Annotated in this window: 12 protein-coding genes and 1 pseudogene; 11 read left to right on the top strand and 2 right to left on the bottom strand. The window is 61.7% G+C overall.

What is annotated here, in order from left to right; all coding sequences use genetic code 11:
- Nucleotides 1-20 precede the first annotated feature (20 nt).
- The 10 genes from BO1_RS23760 (at nucleotide 21) to BO1_RS23715 (ending at nucleotide 11399) form a co-directional block, all read left to right on the top strand.
- On the top strand, nucleotides 21-995 hold the full coding sequence (locus BO1_RS23760) for an aldo/keto reductase (RefSeq protein WP_084688147.1): 975 nt from the start codon (nucleotides 21-23) through the stop codon (nucleotides 993-995).
- Nucleotides 992-2683: a bifunctional 3-(3-hydroxy-phenyl)propionate/3-hydroxycinnamic acid hydroxylase gene (locus tag BO1_RS52430; RefSeq protein WP_052409574.1), complete on the top strand. Its 1692-nt coding sequence runs from the start codon at nucleotides 992-994 to the stop codon at nucleotides 2681-2683. The genes BO1_RS23760 and BO1_RS52430 overlap by 4 nt, the downstream gene beginning before the upstream one ends.
- Nucleotides 2684-2685: 2 nt before the next feature.
- Nucleotides 2686-3582, top strand: coding sequence for a VOC family protein (locus BO1_RS23750; RefSeq protein WP_028219689.1), 897 nt, complete (start codon nucleotides 2686-2688; stop codon nucleotides 3580-3582).
- A gap of 96 nt (nucleotides 3583-3678) precedes the next feature.
- Entirely contained in the window at nucleotides 3679-4950 is a 1272-nt protein-coding gene (locus tag BO1_RS23745; RefSeq protein ID WP_028219688.1) for an MFS transporter, read from the top strand.
- Between the two features lie 145 nt (nucleotides 4951-5095).
- Nucleotides 5096-6004, top strand: coding sequence for a TauD/TfdA dioxygenase family protein (locus BO1_RS23740; RefSeq protein ID WP_028219687.1), 909 nt, complete (start codon nucleotides 5096-5098; stop codon nucleotides 6002-6004).
- An 81-nt stretch (nucleotides 6005-6085) separates the two neighbouring features.
- Nucleotides 6086-6472 (top strand): VOC family protein, encoded by a 387-nt coding sequence (locus BO1_RS23735; protein WP_028219686.1) that lies wholly within the window; start codon nucleotides 6086-6088, stop codon nucleotides 6470-6472.
- Between the two features lie 155 nt (nucleotides 6473-6627).
- On the top strand, nucleotides 6628-7557 hold the full coding sequence (locus BO1_RS23730) for a LysR family transcriptional regulator (RefSeq protein ID WP_084688146.1): 930 nt from the start codon (nucleotides 6628-6630) through the stop codon (nucleotides 7555-7557).
- Between the two features lie 249 nt (nucleotides 7558-7806).
- Nucleotides 7807-9027, top strand: coding sequence for an alpha-hydroxy acid oxidase (locus BO1_RS52425; RefSeq protein ID WP_084688145.1), 1221 nt, complete (start codon nucleotides 7807-7809; stop codon nucleotides 9025-9027).
- Between the two features lie 46 nt (nucleotides 9028-9073).
- The gene (locus tag BO1_RS23720) at nucleotides 9074-9892 is read left to right on the top strand and encodes an HpcH/HpaI aldolase family protein (protein WP_028219684.1); all 819 of its coding nucleotides are present in this window, start codon (nucleotides 9074-9076) and stop codon (nucleotides 9890-9892) included.
- The gene (locus BO1_RS23715) at nucleotides 9885-11399 is read left to right on the top strand and encodes an aldehyde dehydrogenase family protein (protein WP_043286152.1); all 1515 of its coding nucleotides are present in this window, start codon (nucleotides 9885-9887) and stop codon (nucleotides 11397-11399) included. The genes BO1_RS23720 and BO1_RS23715 overlap by 8 nt, the downstream gene beginning before the upstream one ends.
- Nucleotides 11400-11446: 47 nt before the next feature.
- Here the strand turns inward: BO1_RS23715 and BO1_RS52420 are convergent.
- A pseudogene (locus BO1_RS52420) lies at nucleotides 11447-12126 on the bottom strand (hypothetical protein).
- 466 nt (nucleotides 12127-12592) lie between these two features.
- Here BO1_RS52420 and BO1_RS23705 point away from each other — a divergent pair.
- On the top strand, nucleotides 12593-14191 hold the full coding sequence (locus BO1_RS23705) for a carbohydrate porin (RefSeq protein WP_084688144.1): 1599 nt from the start codon (nucleotides 12593-12595) through the stop codon (nucleotides 14189-14191).
- 161 nt (nucleotides 14192-14352) lie between these two features.
- Here BO1_RS23705 and BO1_RS52415 read toward each other — a convergent pair whose 3' ends face one another.
- Nucleotides 14353-14688 (bottom strand): hypothetical protein, encoded by a 336-nt coding sequence (locus BO1_RS52415; RefSeq protein ID WP_052409571.1) that lies wholly within the window; start codon nucleotides 14686-14688, stop codon nucleotides 14353-14355.
- Nucleotides 14689-15345 lie beyond the last annotated feature (657 nt).

Genomic DNA, 15345 nt, shown 5'->3' with positions numbered 1-15345 from the left:
AGAGATCAGTGAGCAACATCATGAGATTTCGTAACATTCCAGGGCTCTCCCTGGCAACGTCCGAACTATCCATCGGGTCGTGGAAGACCTTCGAGGCGATGGAATTCGACGATATCGTCGCCGTCATTGACGCGTGTTTCGATGCGGGGATCAACTTCATCGACGATTGCAGATATGGCCGGGCGCCCGGCGTGCCGGGCGGCATCCCGACGACGGAAGTCATCGTCGGCCGGGCGCTGCGCGCGATTGGCCGGCACCGGAACGAATACGCAATTGCGGACAAGCTCTGGTGGGACCAGTATCCACGCCTCTCGCTGCGCGAGCAGCTTTTGAAGGCGCTGCATAGGCTGGATCAGGAGTACGTCGATCTCCTCTACGTCGACCGACCGGACCGCCTGGCGACGGCTCATCCGGAGATCACGTTCGATTACGAGGCCCTGGTCGTGTCGATCGCCGAGGAAATGGCGGCGCTCAAGCAGGAAGGCTTGATCAAGGCATATGGATTCGCGAATTCCAAACCCGAAGCTATCCAGCGCATCTTCTCCATCGTCGAGACCCATAGGCTACTCGCTCCCGCAGTGGCGCAGATCCGTTATAGCCTGGTTGAGCCGGAAGCCGCGACCAGTCTGGAATTGGGGAACTTGCATCATTCGCGCGGCTTGATGCTGACGGCAACCACGACGATGGCCGGCGGAATCCTGAGCGGCAAATACTTGCAGCCCCAGGCACGCGAAGCCGGCCGGCTGAGCGACAAGCAAGCCGCGTTGGATGAACGCTCGATGAGCATCGCGCGAAACCTCGCTGATTTGGCGCGTCGCAACCGGCTTCCCGCCACCGCGCTGGCCATGAGTTTTCCGCTGCAGAATCCGTCGGTCGCCTCGGTCGTCTTCGGCGCGCGTACGGTCGACCAGGTCAAGGAGAACTTGCGTGCGCTCGAGGTAGAGTCGTTCGGCATCGATGCTGAGATTCGCGCATTGGCGGGCGCAAATCAATGACCCCGCTCGATCTGGACTGCGATGTCGCGGTGGTCGGGTACGGTCCGGTAGGCGCTACCGCCGCCAACCTGCTCGCCCGCCTCGGATTGAAGGTCGTGGTGATTGAGCGCGAGCCCGAGATCTACGACAAGCCCCGCGCCATAGGCGGAGACCACGAATTCTTCCGCGTGATGCAGTGGTGCGGCATCGGCGATCAGTTTGCGGCGCATACGGCGGACTATCGCGGCACCGATTATCTGGGCGTCGACGGGGAAGTCATCCGCAGCTTCGTGCCCCCGCAGCGCCCCTATCCGTTGGGCTGGCCACCCTCGTTCCTGTTCGTGCAGCCCGAACTGGAACGCATGCTGCGCGAGGCGGCGGCCCGGCGCAACAACGTGACGGTCATGCTGGGCTATGGCTGGAAAGGGCTCGAAAGGATCGCCGCGGGATGCCAGGTGATCGCGGAACACACGACGTCCCGCGAGTCCCTTGTGGTGCGCGCTAAGTACGTGCTTGCCTGCGATGGCGCGAGCAGCCCGATCCGCACGCACCTGAATATCCCGCTCGACGATCTTCGGTTCGACGAGACGTGGGCGGTGATCGACGCGTGGTTGCTGGATCCGGTAGCGGTACCCGAGCGAAATATTCAGTACTGCTGGCCTAAGCGACCGGCTTCCTACATCGTCGGACCGGGAGCACTGCGGCGCTGGGAATTGAAACTGCTGCCAGGCGAGGATCGCGATTCGTTCGATTTCGCCGCGCTCGTCGACGCCTTGAGCAGCTATGTCGATCCGGGTGCCGTCGATCTATGGCGTACGGCGGTCTATCGCTTCCACGCGCTGGTCGCCGAACGCTGGCGCCACGGGAATGTCTTCCTGGTTGGCGATTCGGCGCATCAAACCCCGCCGTTTCTCGGCCAGGGACTGTGCTCGGGCATTCGCGACGTCGCGAATCTCGCCTGGAAGCTGGCGATGGTGATCCAGGGCACGGCCGATGAATCGCTGCTGGACAGTTACGAGCGCGAACGCGAGCCGCAAACCAGAAGGCTGGTCGAGTTGGCGAAAGAGGCCGGGAGAGTGATCGGTGAACTCGACGAACAAGCCGCACGTTTGCGCGATGCGCGCTTGCGCGCGATGCGGACCGATGCAGCGCAGTCCACGCAGCGCCATGTCTCGATTCCCGGTATTCGCGAGGGGATCCTGGATCGTGGTAACGCCGACGTCGACGCATCGTTGGCCACCGCCGGGGAGCTTTGCGTACAGCCCCTTCTGCGCGCGGCGGACGGTCGGCTCGCGCTGTTCGACGAAGTCGTCGATCTGCGCTTCGTGATCGCCGTCGTTTCGGACGAGGCCAGTTCGTGGCTGGACGAGGTGGACCGTTCGTTCTGGGCCGAGATCGGCGGAGCTTTCCTGAAGATAGCGGAGCACGGCGCGGCCGACGACGGGGCGATCGATGTGCTGCACGAGACGGAGGGGATGTTCCGCGGTTTCGCGCAGGCCCGCGGGTATGCGGCTGTCGTGATCCGTCCGGATCGATATATCTACGGTGCGGCCCGGACCCGGACGGAGCTGAAGCGCATGCTGCAAACGCTGCGCGTTCAACTCCGGGGCGCAAGCGATACCCAAGGGTGTCGAGCGGAAGAAGAACGGATTTCAATTTCGATGCCATCCGGGACATCGTCAGCCGTGGAATCGGCGCTTAGGAGATAGATATGGCTCTGCATGGTATTTCGAGGATTATTCTGGGCGTCCCGAATGTCGAAACCACCGGTGAGTACTACGAAGCTTTCGGCCTTGCGCCGCTCGGCGAGCACCGCTTCGGAACTGTAGAGGGTGGGCATCAGCTCACGCTCGTCGAGACGCCCAAGCGGCAGCTCAAGGAGATATGCATTGGCGCGGACGCGGCGGAAGATCTGCTGGCGATAGGGGAGCGTCTGGTGCGTCTGGATGCGCCGCTGCGACTTGAGTCTGATGCCTTGCATACAGCCGAGCCGGTATCGGGAACGGCGATCAGTGTGCGGATCGCGCCGCGTATTGAGCAACGCGCGGCGGCGGCTCCACGCCTCAATCTTCCCGGGCGCTACGCGCGGCCCAACGAGCGGATCGACGCGTTCTACCGGACCGGTCCGGTCAAACCGCGAAAGCTTGGCCACGTGGTGCTCGGATCGTCCAACGCCAAGGTCACGCGCGCCTTCTTTATAGACGGGTTGGGATTCAAGGCGTCCGACACGGTCAACGGCGTGGGAACGTTCATGCGCTGTTCCACTGAGCATCACAACGTGTTCCTGCTCGAGTCGAACGTCGATTTCATGCATCACACGGGCTGGCAGGTCGAGGATGTCGACGAAGTCGGACGCGGCGCGACTCATATGATCAAGCGAAACGGCGAAACCCACGTCTGGGGGCTCGGCCGGCATTACATCGGTTCGAATTTCTTCTGGTACCTGCAGGACCCCGCCGGAAATTTTGTCGAATATTACGCGGACATGGACCATATCGAAGAGCATTTCGGATGGGTAGAAGGTATTCAGAAGACCGGGCTCGGATGGGGGCTCAAACCACCGCACACCTTCACGAACCCGATGGATCTGGCCGGATTCGAAGGGTGATCTGAGCAGCGCGCCACAATCGAGCAGCGATCGGCGCGCGTGGCGTGTTCGGCCGGTGCCGCGCCAGATTGCATTGAAGACGAGAGGAGACTTGATATGCAGAATCAACAGAATCCCCTGACCAAGTGGGTCGTGCTGATAGGGTCTGCCATCGCCCTGATGGTTTCGTACTCCCCGGCGATTCAGCAGCCGTGGGGGATCTACATGAAGCCGATCGCGGCCAGTTTCGGCTGGGACCGCACGATGGTCACTCTGGGATATTCGATTGTTCCGCTGGTGGCGGCGCCGCTGGCATTCGTCGTCGGCCTGATCATCGACCGGGTGGGGAACCGCGGGGTCATTCTGGTCCAGGCGATGGCCATTCCTACGCTCCTGATGGCATTTAGCACGTTGCAACCCGTGATGTGGCAGTTTCTGCTCGTCACGTGTTTCGGCGGCGTCGTGAATAGCCTGTCGACGCCTGCGTCGCTCACGTCGATTCTGCTGCAATGGTTCGACAAGCGCTTGGGAATGGCGCTGGGACTGTCGATGGCGGCGCTGGGCATCGGTACCGCGCTCCTGCCGCCGCTGATCTCGCATTGGATCGCGCTGTGGGGATGGCGGGAGGCCTTCCGGGTCGAGGCGCTGATTCTAGGCACGATCGGGATTCTGAACGCGCTGCTGCTGGTTTGGGACAACAAGGCAGTCGTGGCCGCAAAAAAGCGCCACAAGAATCACGTAGCGGTGCTCGCCGGATTCTCGCTGCGTGACGCGGTGGCGCATCCTGTGTTCTGGCGGGTGGTCGTGTGCTTCTTCCTGATGGGGATGATTTTCGCGGGCGTGTCGGTTCACTTCGTGCCGATCATGATCGATCAAGGCATGTCGCCGCAACGCGCGGCGATGTTCTTCGGCCTGATGGGCATAGCGCAGATTTCGGGGCGCCTGCTTTGCGCGGCCGTGCTCGATCGCGTGAAGATCATTCGCTTCTCCACCTCGATCTACATGTTCACGACCGCGGCCCTGGCGCTGCTGCAGCTTTCGATACCCGGACGCGAGTTTCTGGTGCCGATCTTCCTCGGGCTGGCCGCCGGCGTCGAGGTCGATGTAATGGGGCTGATTGTGCGGCGCTGGTTCGGCATGCGTTCCGCCGCGCGAATTTATGCACTTGGCTTCATCGGCTTCATGCTCGGCGCGTCTTCTGGCCCGCTCGTGATGGCCTTCTTCTACGACCGGATGGGCTCCTACCAGATCCCGATGCTGATCTTCACACTCGGCACGGTCGTGGTGGCGTGGCTCTTCGCCGGAATTGGCCGGTATCCGCAAATGAGGGAAGAGCGCGGCGCGGTCGACGAAGTGCCATACGTCGCCGGGCACGGCGCTACGTCCTGAGCGTGGGACGGATCTCGCATCTACCGATGGAATGCAGAGCCAGGATACCGCGCGAGTGTTCGGCCGAGATATTCGTAGAGATGTACCGGCTGCCGCGAAAGCCTGGCCGGACACATAGTGATATCTATTAAGTAGGAGTCTTAAAATGAAAATCGTACCCTCGGGTCTGGTGTTGGGTGCCGTTATCGAGGAAGTCGATCTGGCCCAACAGGTCGACCCAGTGAATTTCGCGAAGATCGTTCGCGCGTTGAGCGAACACGGCGTGCTGCGTTTTCCCCGGCAGACACTGACGCCGATTCAACTCAAGCAGTTCAGCCAGCGATTCGGAAGCCTGCAGGCGTCGCCCACCGGGAAGGACTGCGAGGCTGGCCTTCCCGAGGTGACGATTCTCTCGAACATCGTGGAGAACGGAAAGTCGCTGGGCGCGCCAGACGCGGGGCAGGATTGGCATACCGACATGTCCTACAACAGCGTAGTCGGCTACACGAACGTGCTCTATGGGATCGAGATCCCGCGGCGAAACGGCGAGGCGCTCGGCGCCACCTTGTTCGCGAACATGAAATTGGCCTACGACGATCTTCCGGAGCGCTACAAGCAATCCTTGTCGACGGCCGTCGCCGTGCACGATTTCAACAAATTCTGGGAGGCGACGCGCGCCCGCCCGGGCAGCAAGCGCGGACCGATGACCGCGGAGATGCGGGCGTTGCTGCCGCCGTCCCGGCATCCCGTCTTCCTGGATCACCCCGTGACGGGAGACAGGATTCTCTACGCAAATCCTGGCTATACGGTCGCGATCGAAGGGATGAGCGAGGTTCAGAGCCAGGAGACGCTGAATTTCCTCTTTGCGCACCAATTGCAGGAGAAGTATCAGTACGTGCATCGTTGGGAGGTCGGCGACGTATTGATGTGGGATCACATCGGAACCCTGCACATGGCGAATCCCGACTACACGGCGTCCGAACGACGCTTGATCAAACGCTGCCAGGTGATGGCCGATCGGGTGTTCGATCCCGCGTTCGTGCAGTGCGTTCTCGCACCCCTGGCACAGGCATAGCACCTACTGCCCACGGCCGCCACGGCGTTCACCACGCCGTGTGCGCGATGGATTTCGATTCGAGAGGACGGGAGGTTACGCGTGAGGCTGGCGCATACGATGCTGAAAGTGGAAAGCCTGGAGGAGTCGCTTTCCTTCTACGTCAACATCCTCGGCATGAGGCTGGTGCGGCGGCACGATTATCCGCAAGGGCGTTTCTCGCTCGCGCTGCTCGAGGACGGCGCGTGTGGTTCCACTGCCAGGCTCGAACTCATGCACGTCTGGGATGACGCGCAGGTTCGCCCCGGGGAAACGCTGGGGCACATCGGGTTCGAGGTGGAGAATGTCTTCGAGGCCTGTCAGGCTGTCGAGGCACGGGGGGGCACGATCACGCGTCGCGCCGCGCGGATGCCGTTCGGAAAGCGCGTGTTCGCTACCGTCGCGGCGCCCGGCGGATACGGTGTCGCGCTGATTCAGCGAGCCGAGTAGCACGGTTCGGCAGGCCAGGAACCTCGCGCAAAGCGAGCGAAGGTGTCGCGGCGCGAGAGTCGGTCTCGGCTCGCGCCGATTGGCCGTGCGTCCGCATTGCCGACCGGACGCCAGTCTCGCGACCGGCCAGTTCTCTCACCTAGCAAGTCACGACGATGGACAAACTGGATTGCTTACGGACTTTCCTCGAGGTGGTGAAGCATGGGAACTTCACCTTTGCCGCCGAGCACCTCGGCATATCGAAGGCGAGTGCCTCGAACCAGGTGGCTGCGCTCGAGCAGACCTTCGGCGTGACCCTGGTCGCACGTACCACCAAGCAGATCGCCCTCACGCAAGCGGGCGAACAGGTATTCAGCCAGGCCGCGCAACTGTTGGCCGATTACGGTGAGATGCTCGATTCCGTCGGCCGTCTCGAGGAGGACGTCAAGGGCATCTTGCGCATCGGCGTACCGCCGTCGTTCGGCGCCCGGTACCTGACGCCGATGCTCCTCGAGTTCGCCGCGCAATATCCGTTGATCGAGATCAAGGTGTTCGCGTGCAATACGGTCGATCAGTTCACCGCACAGGGTCTCGACGTCGCCATCATCGTCGCGCAGTCGCTTCCCGATTCGAGCCACAAAGCATTTCTGCTGGCCGAGTCGCCGCAGGTTCTGGTCGCCTCCCAAGCCTATCTCGAACGCTGTGGGCCGATCGAAACGCCGGCGGACCTGAAGCGTTGCAATTGCCTGGTGAACCTGCTCAACTCCCCCGGTTCGATATGGCGCTTCAACGGTCCACTCGGTTCGGAGTCGGTGCATGTGCGCGGAACCTTGAGCGCCACTTTCGGCGAGGTGATTAAGCAGGCGGCTTTGCTCGGGCACGGCATCGCCATGCATCCCTACTATATGTTCGCGGGTGAAGTCGAGCGTGGTCAGCTGTGCAGGATACTGCCCGAATACGAGCCGCATAGCACGTCGATTCACGTTTTGTATTCGAACCGCGATTTGGTGCCCGCGAGAACCACCCGTTTGCTCGATTTTTTGCGCGCCTGGGCCAAGCAGCCGAAAGTCTGGGACAGTCCTGTGCCGAATGCGGGCCGGAAGTAGCCGGGCTTCGTCTGCCGCAGGGGCATCTCGCCGGCACCCGGCCGGGACGCCGCGGGCGGGCTGGAGCATGCCCGCGATCGTCTTGCAGCCAGCGACGTCGTCCGCGAAATGCGAACAGTTCGTTTAGCAAATTGCGCGTTTGAGGCTGGATAGAATGGATTCATTGCAGTTGCCGATGATGCATACATTTCGGTACGGAGCATCGTCGGTGCGACGGACGTTTCGACTATACCCACATGAGCACAGAAGATGAATCTCGAGCGTAGGGCAGATTCTGCCTTTTCCATAGAAGATCTGCGCATGATGGCTATGCGACGCCTTCCTCGGCTGGTCTTCGATTTCTTTGACGGGGGCGCCGAGGACGAGGTCACCTTGCGCGCCAATCGCGCGGCGTTCGAGCAGACTAGGATTGCGCCTCGCATACTGGTCGACGTCGCGACGGTCGAGACGCGCACGAACATTCTCGGCGTGCCGGCAGCCCTCCCGATAGTCGTCGGGCCGACCGGCGGGGTCGATCTCGGCCGGCGCGGCGGCGACGTCTGCATCGCCAAGGCGGCGGCGGACAGCGGCATTCCCTACACGCTGTCCACTCGATCGAGCGCGTCGATCGAGGAGATCGCGGATGCGGCGCCGGGCCGTCATTGGTTCCAGGCCTATATTCTTCAAAATCAGGCGTTCCTGGCGAAGATGATCGATCGGGCGCGTGCGGCCGATTACGAGGCGCTGGTGATCACCGTGGATCTCGCCGTGGGCGGTAAGCGCGAACGCGATCTGCGCAACGGATTCAGCGCGCCGTTCAGGCCCACACGCGCAGGTCTGTTGGATCTCGTCTCGCACCCACGCTGGTCGATTGACATGCTGATCCGCGGCACGCCGCCCGCGGGCAACCTGCACGGCCTGGACGGCGATGCGGCACCCCGGTCGACCCTGGCGTCGGCAGCGGGACGCGACTACGACCCGTCGTTCGATTGGGCGCGGCTGGCGGCGCTGCGCGATGTGTGGCCGAGAAAGCTCGTCGTCAAGGGCGTGTTGCGGCCGGACGATGCCGAGCGCTTGAGCAGCCTGGGGTGCGATGCCGTCGTGGTATCGAACCACGGTGGGCGTCAGCTGGACACCTCGATGGCGACCTTCGATGCGCTGCCTGCGGTGGCCGCCGCCGCGGGAAAGATGGAAGTGATGCTCGACGGCGGAGTCAGGCGCGGCGTCGACATCCTCAAGGCACGCGCCCTTGGCGCGAACGCCGTGCTGCTCGGGCGCGCCACGCTGTATGGCGCCATTGCCGCCGGAGCCCCGGGCGCACGCAGGGCGCTCGATATTCTCGAGGACGAGTTGCGCAGAGCCATGCAGTTATGTGGCGCGCCGGATTTCGCCCGTATCGATGCAAGCGTGCTGGCTGACTCGTCGCGTCTCCAGCGTGCGCGCGCGGGGCTGAGCGTCGGGATGCGCATGAACAATTTCGCTGCGGTCTGATGCGTACTGCGTCAACGGCAACCTGATGGACGATGCGAGGAACGAGATGAATCTGGTGGAGCTGACACGCAACCGTGTCAAGGAGAAGTTGTCCGCGGGCAGAACGGTCCTGTCCATGACCGTGACTTACGGCCGTGGATCGGAAATAGCCCGCGTCGCGCAAGCGGCGGGCTTCGATACGCTGTATGTGGACCTCGAGCATTCGACCATGGATCTGCGCGATGCCGGGCAGATATGTCTAGCGGCGCAGGCGTGCGGCGTGACGCCGTTGATGCGCGTGGCCGACTGGCGCGGCGCGGATATCGGGCGCGCACTGGATGCCGGGGCGATGGGGATCATCGCGCCACACGTGGAAACTGCGGAGGATGCCCGCGAGATCGTGCGGCGCGCGCGGTACTTTCCGGCCGGCGAGCGTTCCGCGTCGCCCCAATTGCCTTTGCTCGGCTATCGCCAGTTTCCCGCCGAAGCCGTGTGCCAGGCACTGAACGACGCGACGATGGTGGCGGTCATGCTCGAATCGCGTCGAGGGCTGGACAACATCGCGGCTATCGCCGAAGTGGACGGTGTCGACATGGTCTTCGTCGGCACGTACGACCTGTCGATGGACATGGGGTTGCCCGGGGAGGTGTGCCATCCCCGCGTCCGGGCCGCGCTGCAGCACGTCGTCGATACCTGCCGCCGCGCGGGAAAGCACGTCGGCATTGGCGGATTGTCGGGGCAACCCGAAGAAGTGGGTCGATGGTTGGCAACGGGTGCACGATTCATTTCTTGCGGGACCGATCTCGGGTTCCTGATCAAGGGCAGCGCGATGGCGGCTCAGCGTATCGACGCGATTGCTTCCAGAGGAGAGCACGGCCATGAGTGAACACAACGCATCCGCATTGATCCCGGTGTTGCCGCGCGTCGGCGAATTCCTGGCGCGACGGCATCTGCTGTGGATCGACGGCGAACACGTCGAATCGAAGTTCGATCGGCGCCGCAACGTATTCGATCCCTCGACGGGAAAAGTCATTTCGAGCGTGACGGACGCCGGCCCCGAGGACGTGGATCGCGCGGTGGCCGCCGCGAATCGGGCCTTTCCCGGCTGGGCGCGCTGCCGTCCGGCCGAACGCGAGCGGCTTTTGCTCAAGCTTGCCGACATGCTCGAGGCCGATGGCGAGGCGTTGGCTCAGTTGGAAACCCTCAATCAAGGAAAGTCGATCCACGCCGCTCGGGCCATCGAGGTGCGCGGCTCGGTCGAATACATACGCTATATGGCCGGATGGGCCACGAAGATCGAAGGCACATCGTCGGATCTGTCGATCCCGATTCCCGAAGGGGCACGCAATCTCGGGGTGACCTTGCGCGAGCCGGTCGGCGTCGTGGGCGCGATCGTGCCATGGAATTTCCCTCTCGCGATCGCGGTCTGGAAACTGGCTTCCGCGCTGGCGTGCGGCTGTACCCTCGTGCTCAAGCCCTCGGAGGACACTCCGCTGACCGCACTCTACCTGGCCGAGCTGACGCGGGCCGCCGGCTTTCCGCCAGGCGTGGTCAACGTGGTGACGGGAACAGGCATCGATGTCGGTGCGGTGCTGGCCGGCCACGCAGGCATCGACAAGCTCACGTTTACCGGATCCACTGCGGTCGGCCAGGAACTCGGTCGCATAGCGCTGACCAACATGACGCGATTCACGCTGGAACTCGGCGGCAAGAATCCGATGATCGTCATGAACGACGTCGATCCCGAGCGGATCCTGCCCGGCCTCATGGGCGGATGCTTTTTCAACCAGGGCCAGGTTTGTGCCGCTGCTTCGCGTCTATACATTCATCGGGAAATCTTCGACAAGACGCTCGAACAACTGGCAGCCACGATACAGGCGTTGTCGCTCGGCCCGGGATTGGATCCTGCGGCGGGCCTGCAGCCGCTCACTTCCGAGCGCCATCGCGCGCGCGTGGCGGATGCAGTCGCGGCATGCCGCGCCGAGGGCGCCAAGGTCGTGACGGGCGGCAACGTGCCGGAGCGCGACGGGTACTACTACGCTCCGACGCTGCTGATCGATCAAGCGCCAACGAGCCGGGCCATGCAGCAGGAAATCTTCGGCCCGGTAATCACCGCCGTTCCGGTCGATTCCCTCGACGAGGCCATCGAGATGGCGAACTGTAGCCGGTATGGCCTGGCCGCCAGCATCTGGACGAACGATTTGAATAGCGCGCTGCGTGCCGCACGCCTCGTGGAGGCGGGTACGGTCTGGATCAACAGCCATATTCCATTGGATCCGAGCCTGCCGTTCGGTGGAACCAAACAGTCGGGATATGGCCGGGAACATGGACGCGGCGCCATCGAGCAGTACACCGAAGTCAAATCGCTGATCATCCCCGTGTTCGACCGCTAGTCCGTTGAACCGGATGAATTGCACCGGATACGTCGAGTTGGATCGGCTTACTTCCATTTCAACGAGGCAGCCTGCTGGCTCCATTGGCGGATGAAACGCATGAGCTATTGTCGAGGTCTCTGGTGGTGGTGAATACCCCGCGCGTGATGATGTCGGGCTGGATGCGGGCAATCCAGTTCTCGACCTGGTTCGACCATGACAAATACGTGGGGGAATAATGTATCGAGACGTTCGTATGGCCTTTGCGATCAAACGCCTGAATGGCCGTTTTCTTGTCCACGCAGAACAACGCCGCATGCAACGGCGGGTTCAGGTACAGCCCGATCACATCGGTAGCCTTGGCCTCAAAGTCGGGATCGTTCGGCACCATGTGCGTATTGAGACGATGTGGCCGAACTTCGTGCTTGCGCCAGATACGTTGAAGCATCATGGAGGGCATGCCCAACTGCGCCGCCAACTTGCGGCTGCACCAATGCGTCGAGACGTCAGCCGGCTTGCGCCGCAGCGTGTAGTCGAGCACTCTCGCCTCAAGACGCGCCTGGTCAAGGCGCGGCGCACTACCTGGGTACCTGCCATACGGGCTGGCCATACGTTCACTGGCGAAGCGGGTTTGCGATGGGGTGACGAAACGCAAATCGCATCGCAATTCGTTCATGGCCGTCCCGCGCGAGGCCCCTTCGTCAAGCAGCAGGGTCAGCCGCGCTCGCCTTACCTGGTCAACGGCCATCGTTGCGCTGCGCGGTGCGAATTCCTTGGTTCAATGAACTAGTTGGTCCGTGGGGGGCGTGACTAGCGGAAGAGCGGAATACATGCATATCGATTAGTTAAGCTTAATAAACAGATATTGACCGGTGAATCACGTTCGGCGCTCGAACCAATCAGCCCGCGGCGCCATGCTCGAGGTTGAGGCGCGAGATGGTGGGCATACTGCGCGGGCATTTCCCGCAGCGATCCGGCTACGTCGTTGTATGCCACAGCCAGGTGCCGCCTGCGCCGATGGAGTCGAAGGCTAATCTGTACGGCAACCATTACGGGTTTGGGCAACTTCGTGCCGAAGCCTGCGAGTTGCCGACGGATTGTGCGACCGCCCAGGTAGGCGGCGAGATTCGCGTTTCCGCACGAGTTACGCGAAACACTGCACATCTACGTCGAGAGATGGTAGACGGGTTTGATAAAAAATTAGGAGACGATAAATGTCATCGAGCGGGTGGGAGTTCTTTCAAGGCAATAAAGCGGTGCTGCGGTCGCTCTCGGCGATCGTATCGGCGGTGATGTTCACGAGTGGCGCGACGGCCTTGGCCCAAACCACACCGACTGCAGCGACGGCTGAGCCGGTGGATACTTCGGCCGCGGGAACTACCACTACGCCGACGAAAGGGGACGGGGTGCCGGATTCCCGCGCACAGCGTGTAGCGAGCGGGGAACGCGGATTTGACGCTGCCCAGGAAAGCGGTCCGGTCAAACTGGTGTCGACGGATCGTCCGGCGATGCAGCAAGGTGTGCCAAAGACTGACCAGCTTGCCGTGCCCCATGCCGACGACGCGCAGCCGTCCGCACCCGAAGGTGTGCGCCAGGGGCCGCTGTCGGGCATAGGGCAGATGCTGAACGACTGGGGTTTCACGCCAACATTGAATCTGGTGCAGATGTACCTCACTAATCCGAGCGTGGGACAGGAAACCGGCAACCACGAGGCGCTGACGTTCATTGCCGCCGGCGGCGATTTCGACATGCAGAAGATCGCAGGTTTCCCCGGCGCCACACTCCATTTTCAGGAGTTGTTCGTACCGTTCCGGGTCAACCTCGACTGGGGGACGCAGGTGGGCGACGTGCTGGCCAACGTGGGTCCGTACGTGCCCAAGGTTGCACATCTTGCGTTGCTGACCTGGGAGCAGAAGGCTTTTCACGACAGACTCGACGTCGAATTCGGCAAGACCAATTCTGGCTTGTATTTCGCCACGCCCGTCTGCAACCAGGGCTTCGGCTGTCAGAGTCTGATTCTGCAGCATAACGCCGGCATGAACCCGCCGATCTACGTGAATTGGGGCGGCCGCGTGCGCTACAACCTGACGCCGGCGTGGTCGATTCAGGGCGGCGTGTGGCGTTCAAATCCGGCGTTCCCGTTCACCAACGGTTGGGAGTGGACTGACAGCGTGCCAGACAGCAACGTCTATCTCGCGGACCTCGCGTACCGTACGACGTACCGCACAGATCCTTGGCCCAAAACGTACGAACTCATGTTCTACCACAACACGAGTACCCAGATCGATCCGCTTACGCTCGGCACGCATAAAGGCACCTCGGGGATCTATTTCGGTGGCCGGCAGGTGGTGTATCGCCCGGATGGCGGCAAGGCTGGCGCGTCCGATCCGACTGCCGTATCGCTGTTTGCGACTGCGACGGGAAGCTTCGATTCTCACTCCAGCACCGGGCTCGAGATGACCGGAAGCGCCGGCGTGATCGTCGAAGCGCCGCTGCGCAGTAGACCGCACGACAGCGTATCGCTGTCGTTTAACTGGGCCACGTTGACACCGCACGAGCAGGTGTATTTGAAGGAGCAGAACCTGGCGGCCGGTGGCACGGGCTATACCGTAGGACGGACCCAATACGGCCTGAGGTTAGATGCCAACATCGCGCTTACCCGAAGTGTTCTCTTGAGTCCATACGTCATGCGCACCTGGAATACGAACACTTGGGGCAACCCGGCGTATGCGGGAACGCCGAAGAACGGCTATACCGTGGGGGTGTTGGCGATTGTCTTCTTCGACAAAATGCTCGGACTGACCGATCACTGATTCCGGGCGGCTGCATGCGACCGCGCTGGCAGGGGCTTTCCCGGGCGCGAGCTATTTTGGGGACTGTCACTGGAAAAGGAAGCTTTACGCGGATAACGCGAAGATGTGCGTGGCAGCACAGAGTCCGGAACTCCAGTGAGGTCCTGCCCCGGTGGTCTTCTTCACACCCAACGTAGGCTTCCCGCCTCGACGATCACCTGGACCAGCACTTCCAGTTGTCCCTCTGTCTCGTCCTGCGCGATGTCGAATAGCCCAAAAGCGCCGATACCTCGTAGAGTCGCAAATACGAAGCCGGCAAACTGTTGCGGGTTCGCGTGGTTCGCTTCAATCTCCGGGAAACAGGTAATAAAGCGTGCAAGAAATACGAGGTCTGAGTTTGCTCGGTTCGCGTCAATGCGAGCAATCAGTTCAGGTGTTGCCTTCAAACCGAAGGTTTGATTCGATCGCTCAGATAGTTTGGCCTGTTTATTCTGCCGCCGATCACGATACTCGCTCATCTTCGAGCCCCAGCAAAAGAGACGGCGCACGATCTGCCGGTTAACCTACACGTAGTGGGTGGATACGCAATTTCCGCGATGGTTATGCTGCATTTACATGGAGTGCTCAAGCATCAGATATTTAATGTTGTAAATTCGCTTGAGCCAATGGTTCCACGCGGTACTGGATAGAAATTGCCTGGTGACTGATGTCGTTTTGAGGATAGTCCGGTCCTCAATAATCGCGCAGCTTTCGGTGTCGATTATTCCCGCGGATATATCTGGGAAATTGCCACCCGTGCCGGCGTGGCAGACCTGCTTACAAGACGACGTAGCTAATCAATGCATTCTGATACTGATCAGGACAAAGCGGACGTTGATGGAGGCCGTGGTGCTTCACGGCTATGCTCGTCATGGCCGATCGCCGCCGTGGATTCACCCGGTAATGATCAACGGCTACGAAGCCGTGGTGGATTCGATCCGGTCACTGGTATCTACCGAGGCAAGTTCCGCGATCTCAACGGGCAGGCGGACTTTTGTGCAACCGACGCGGCTCGGATTCTGGTTGAAGGCAGGCGGTACGCTGGCGAACTATCTCGGGAGTTGCACCAGACACATTGCACCGAGGGAAAGCGCAACTGGTCGAGTTTAACCAGATGTTCTGCATAAGCGATTAGT

Origin of the sequence: Paraburkholderia oxyphila NBRC 105797 (genome assembly GCF_000685075.1) — a bacterium.
Taxonomy (GTDB): domain Bacteria; phylum Pseudomonadota; class Gammaproteobacteria; order Burkholderiales; family Burkholderiaceae; genus Paraburkholderia; species Paraburkholderia oxyphila.
Note: the sequence above shows the minus strand (reverse complement) of the source record. Positions and strands in the feature narration are given on the sequence as shown.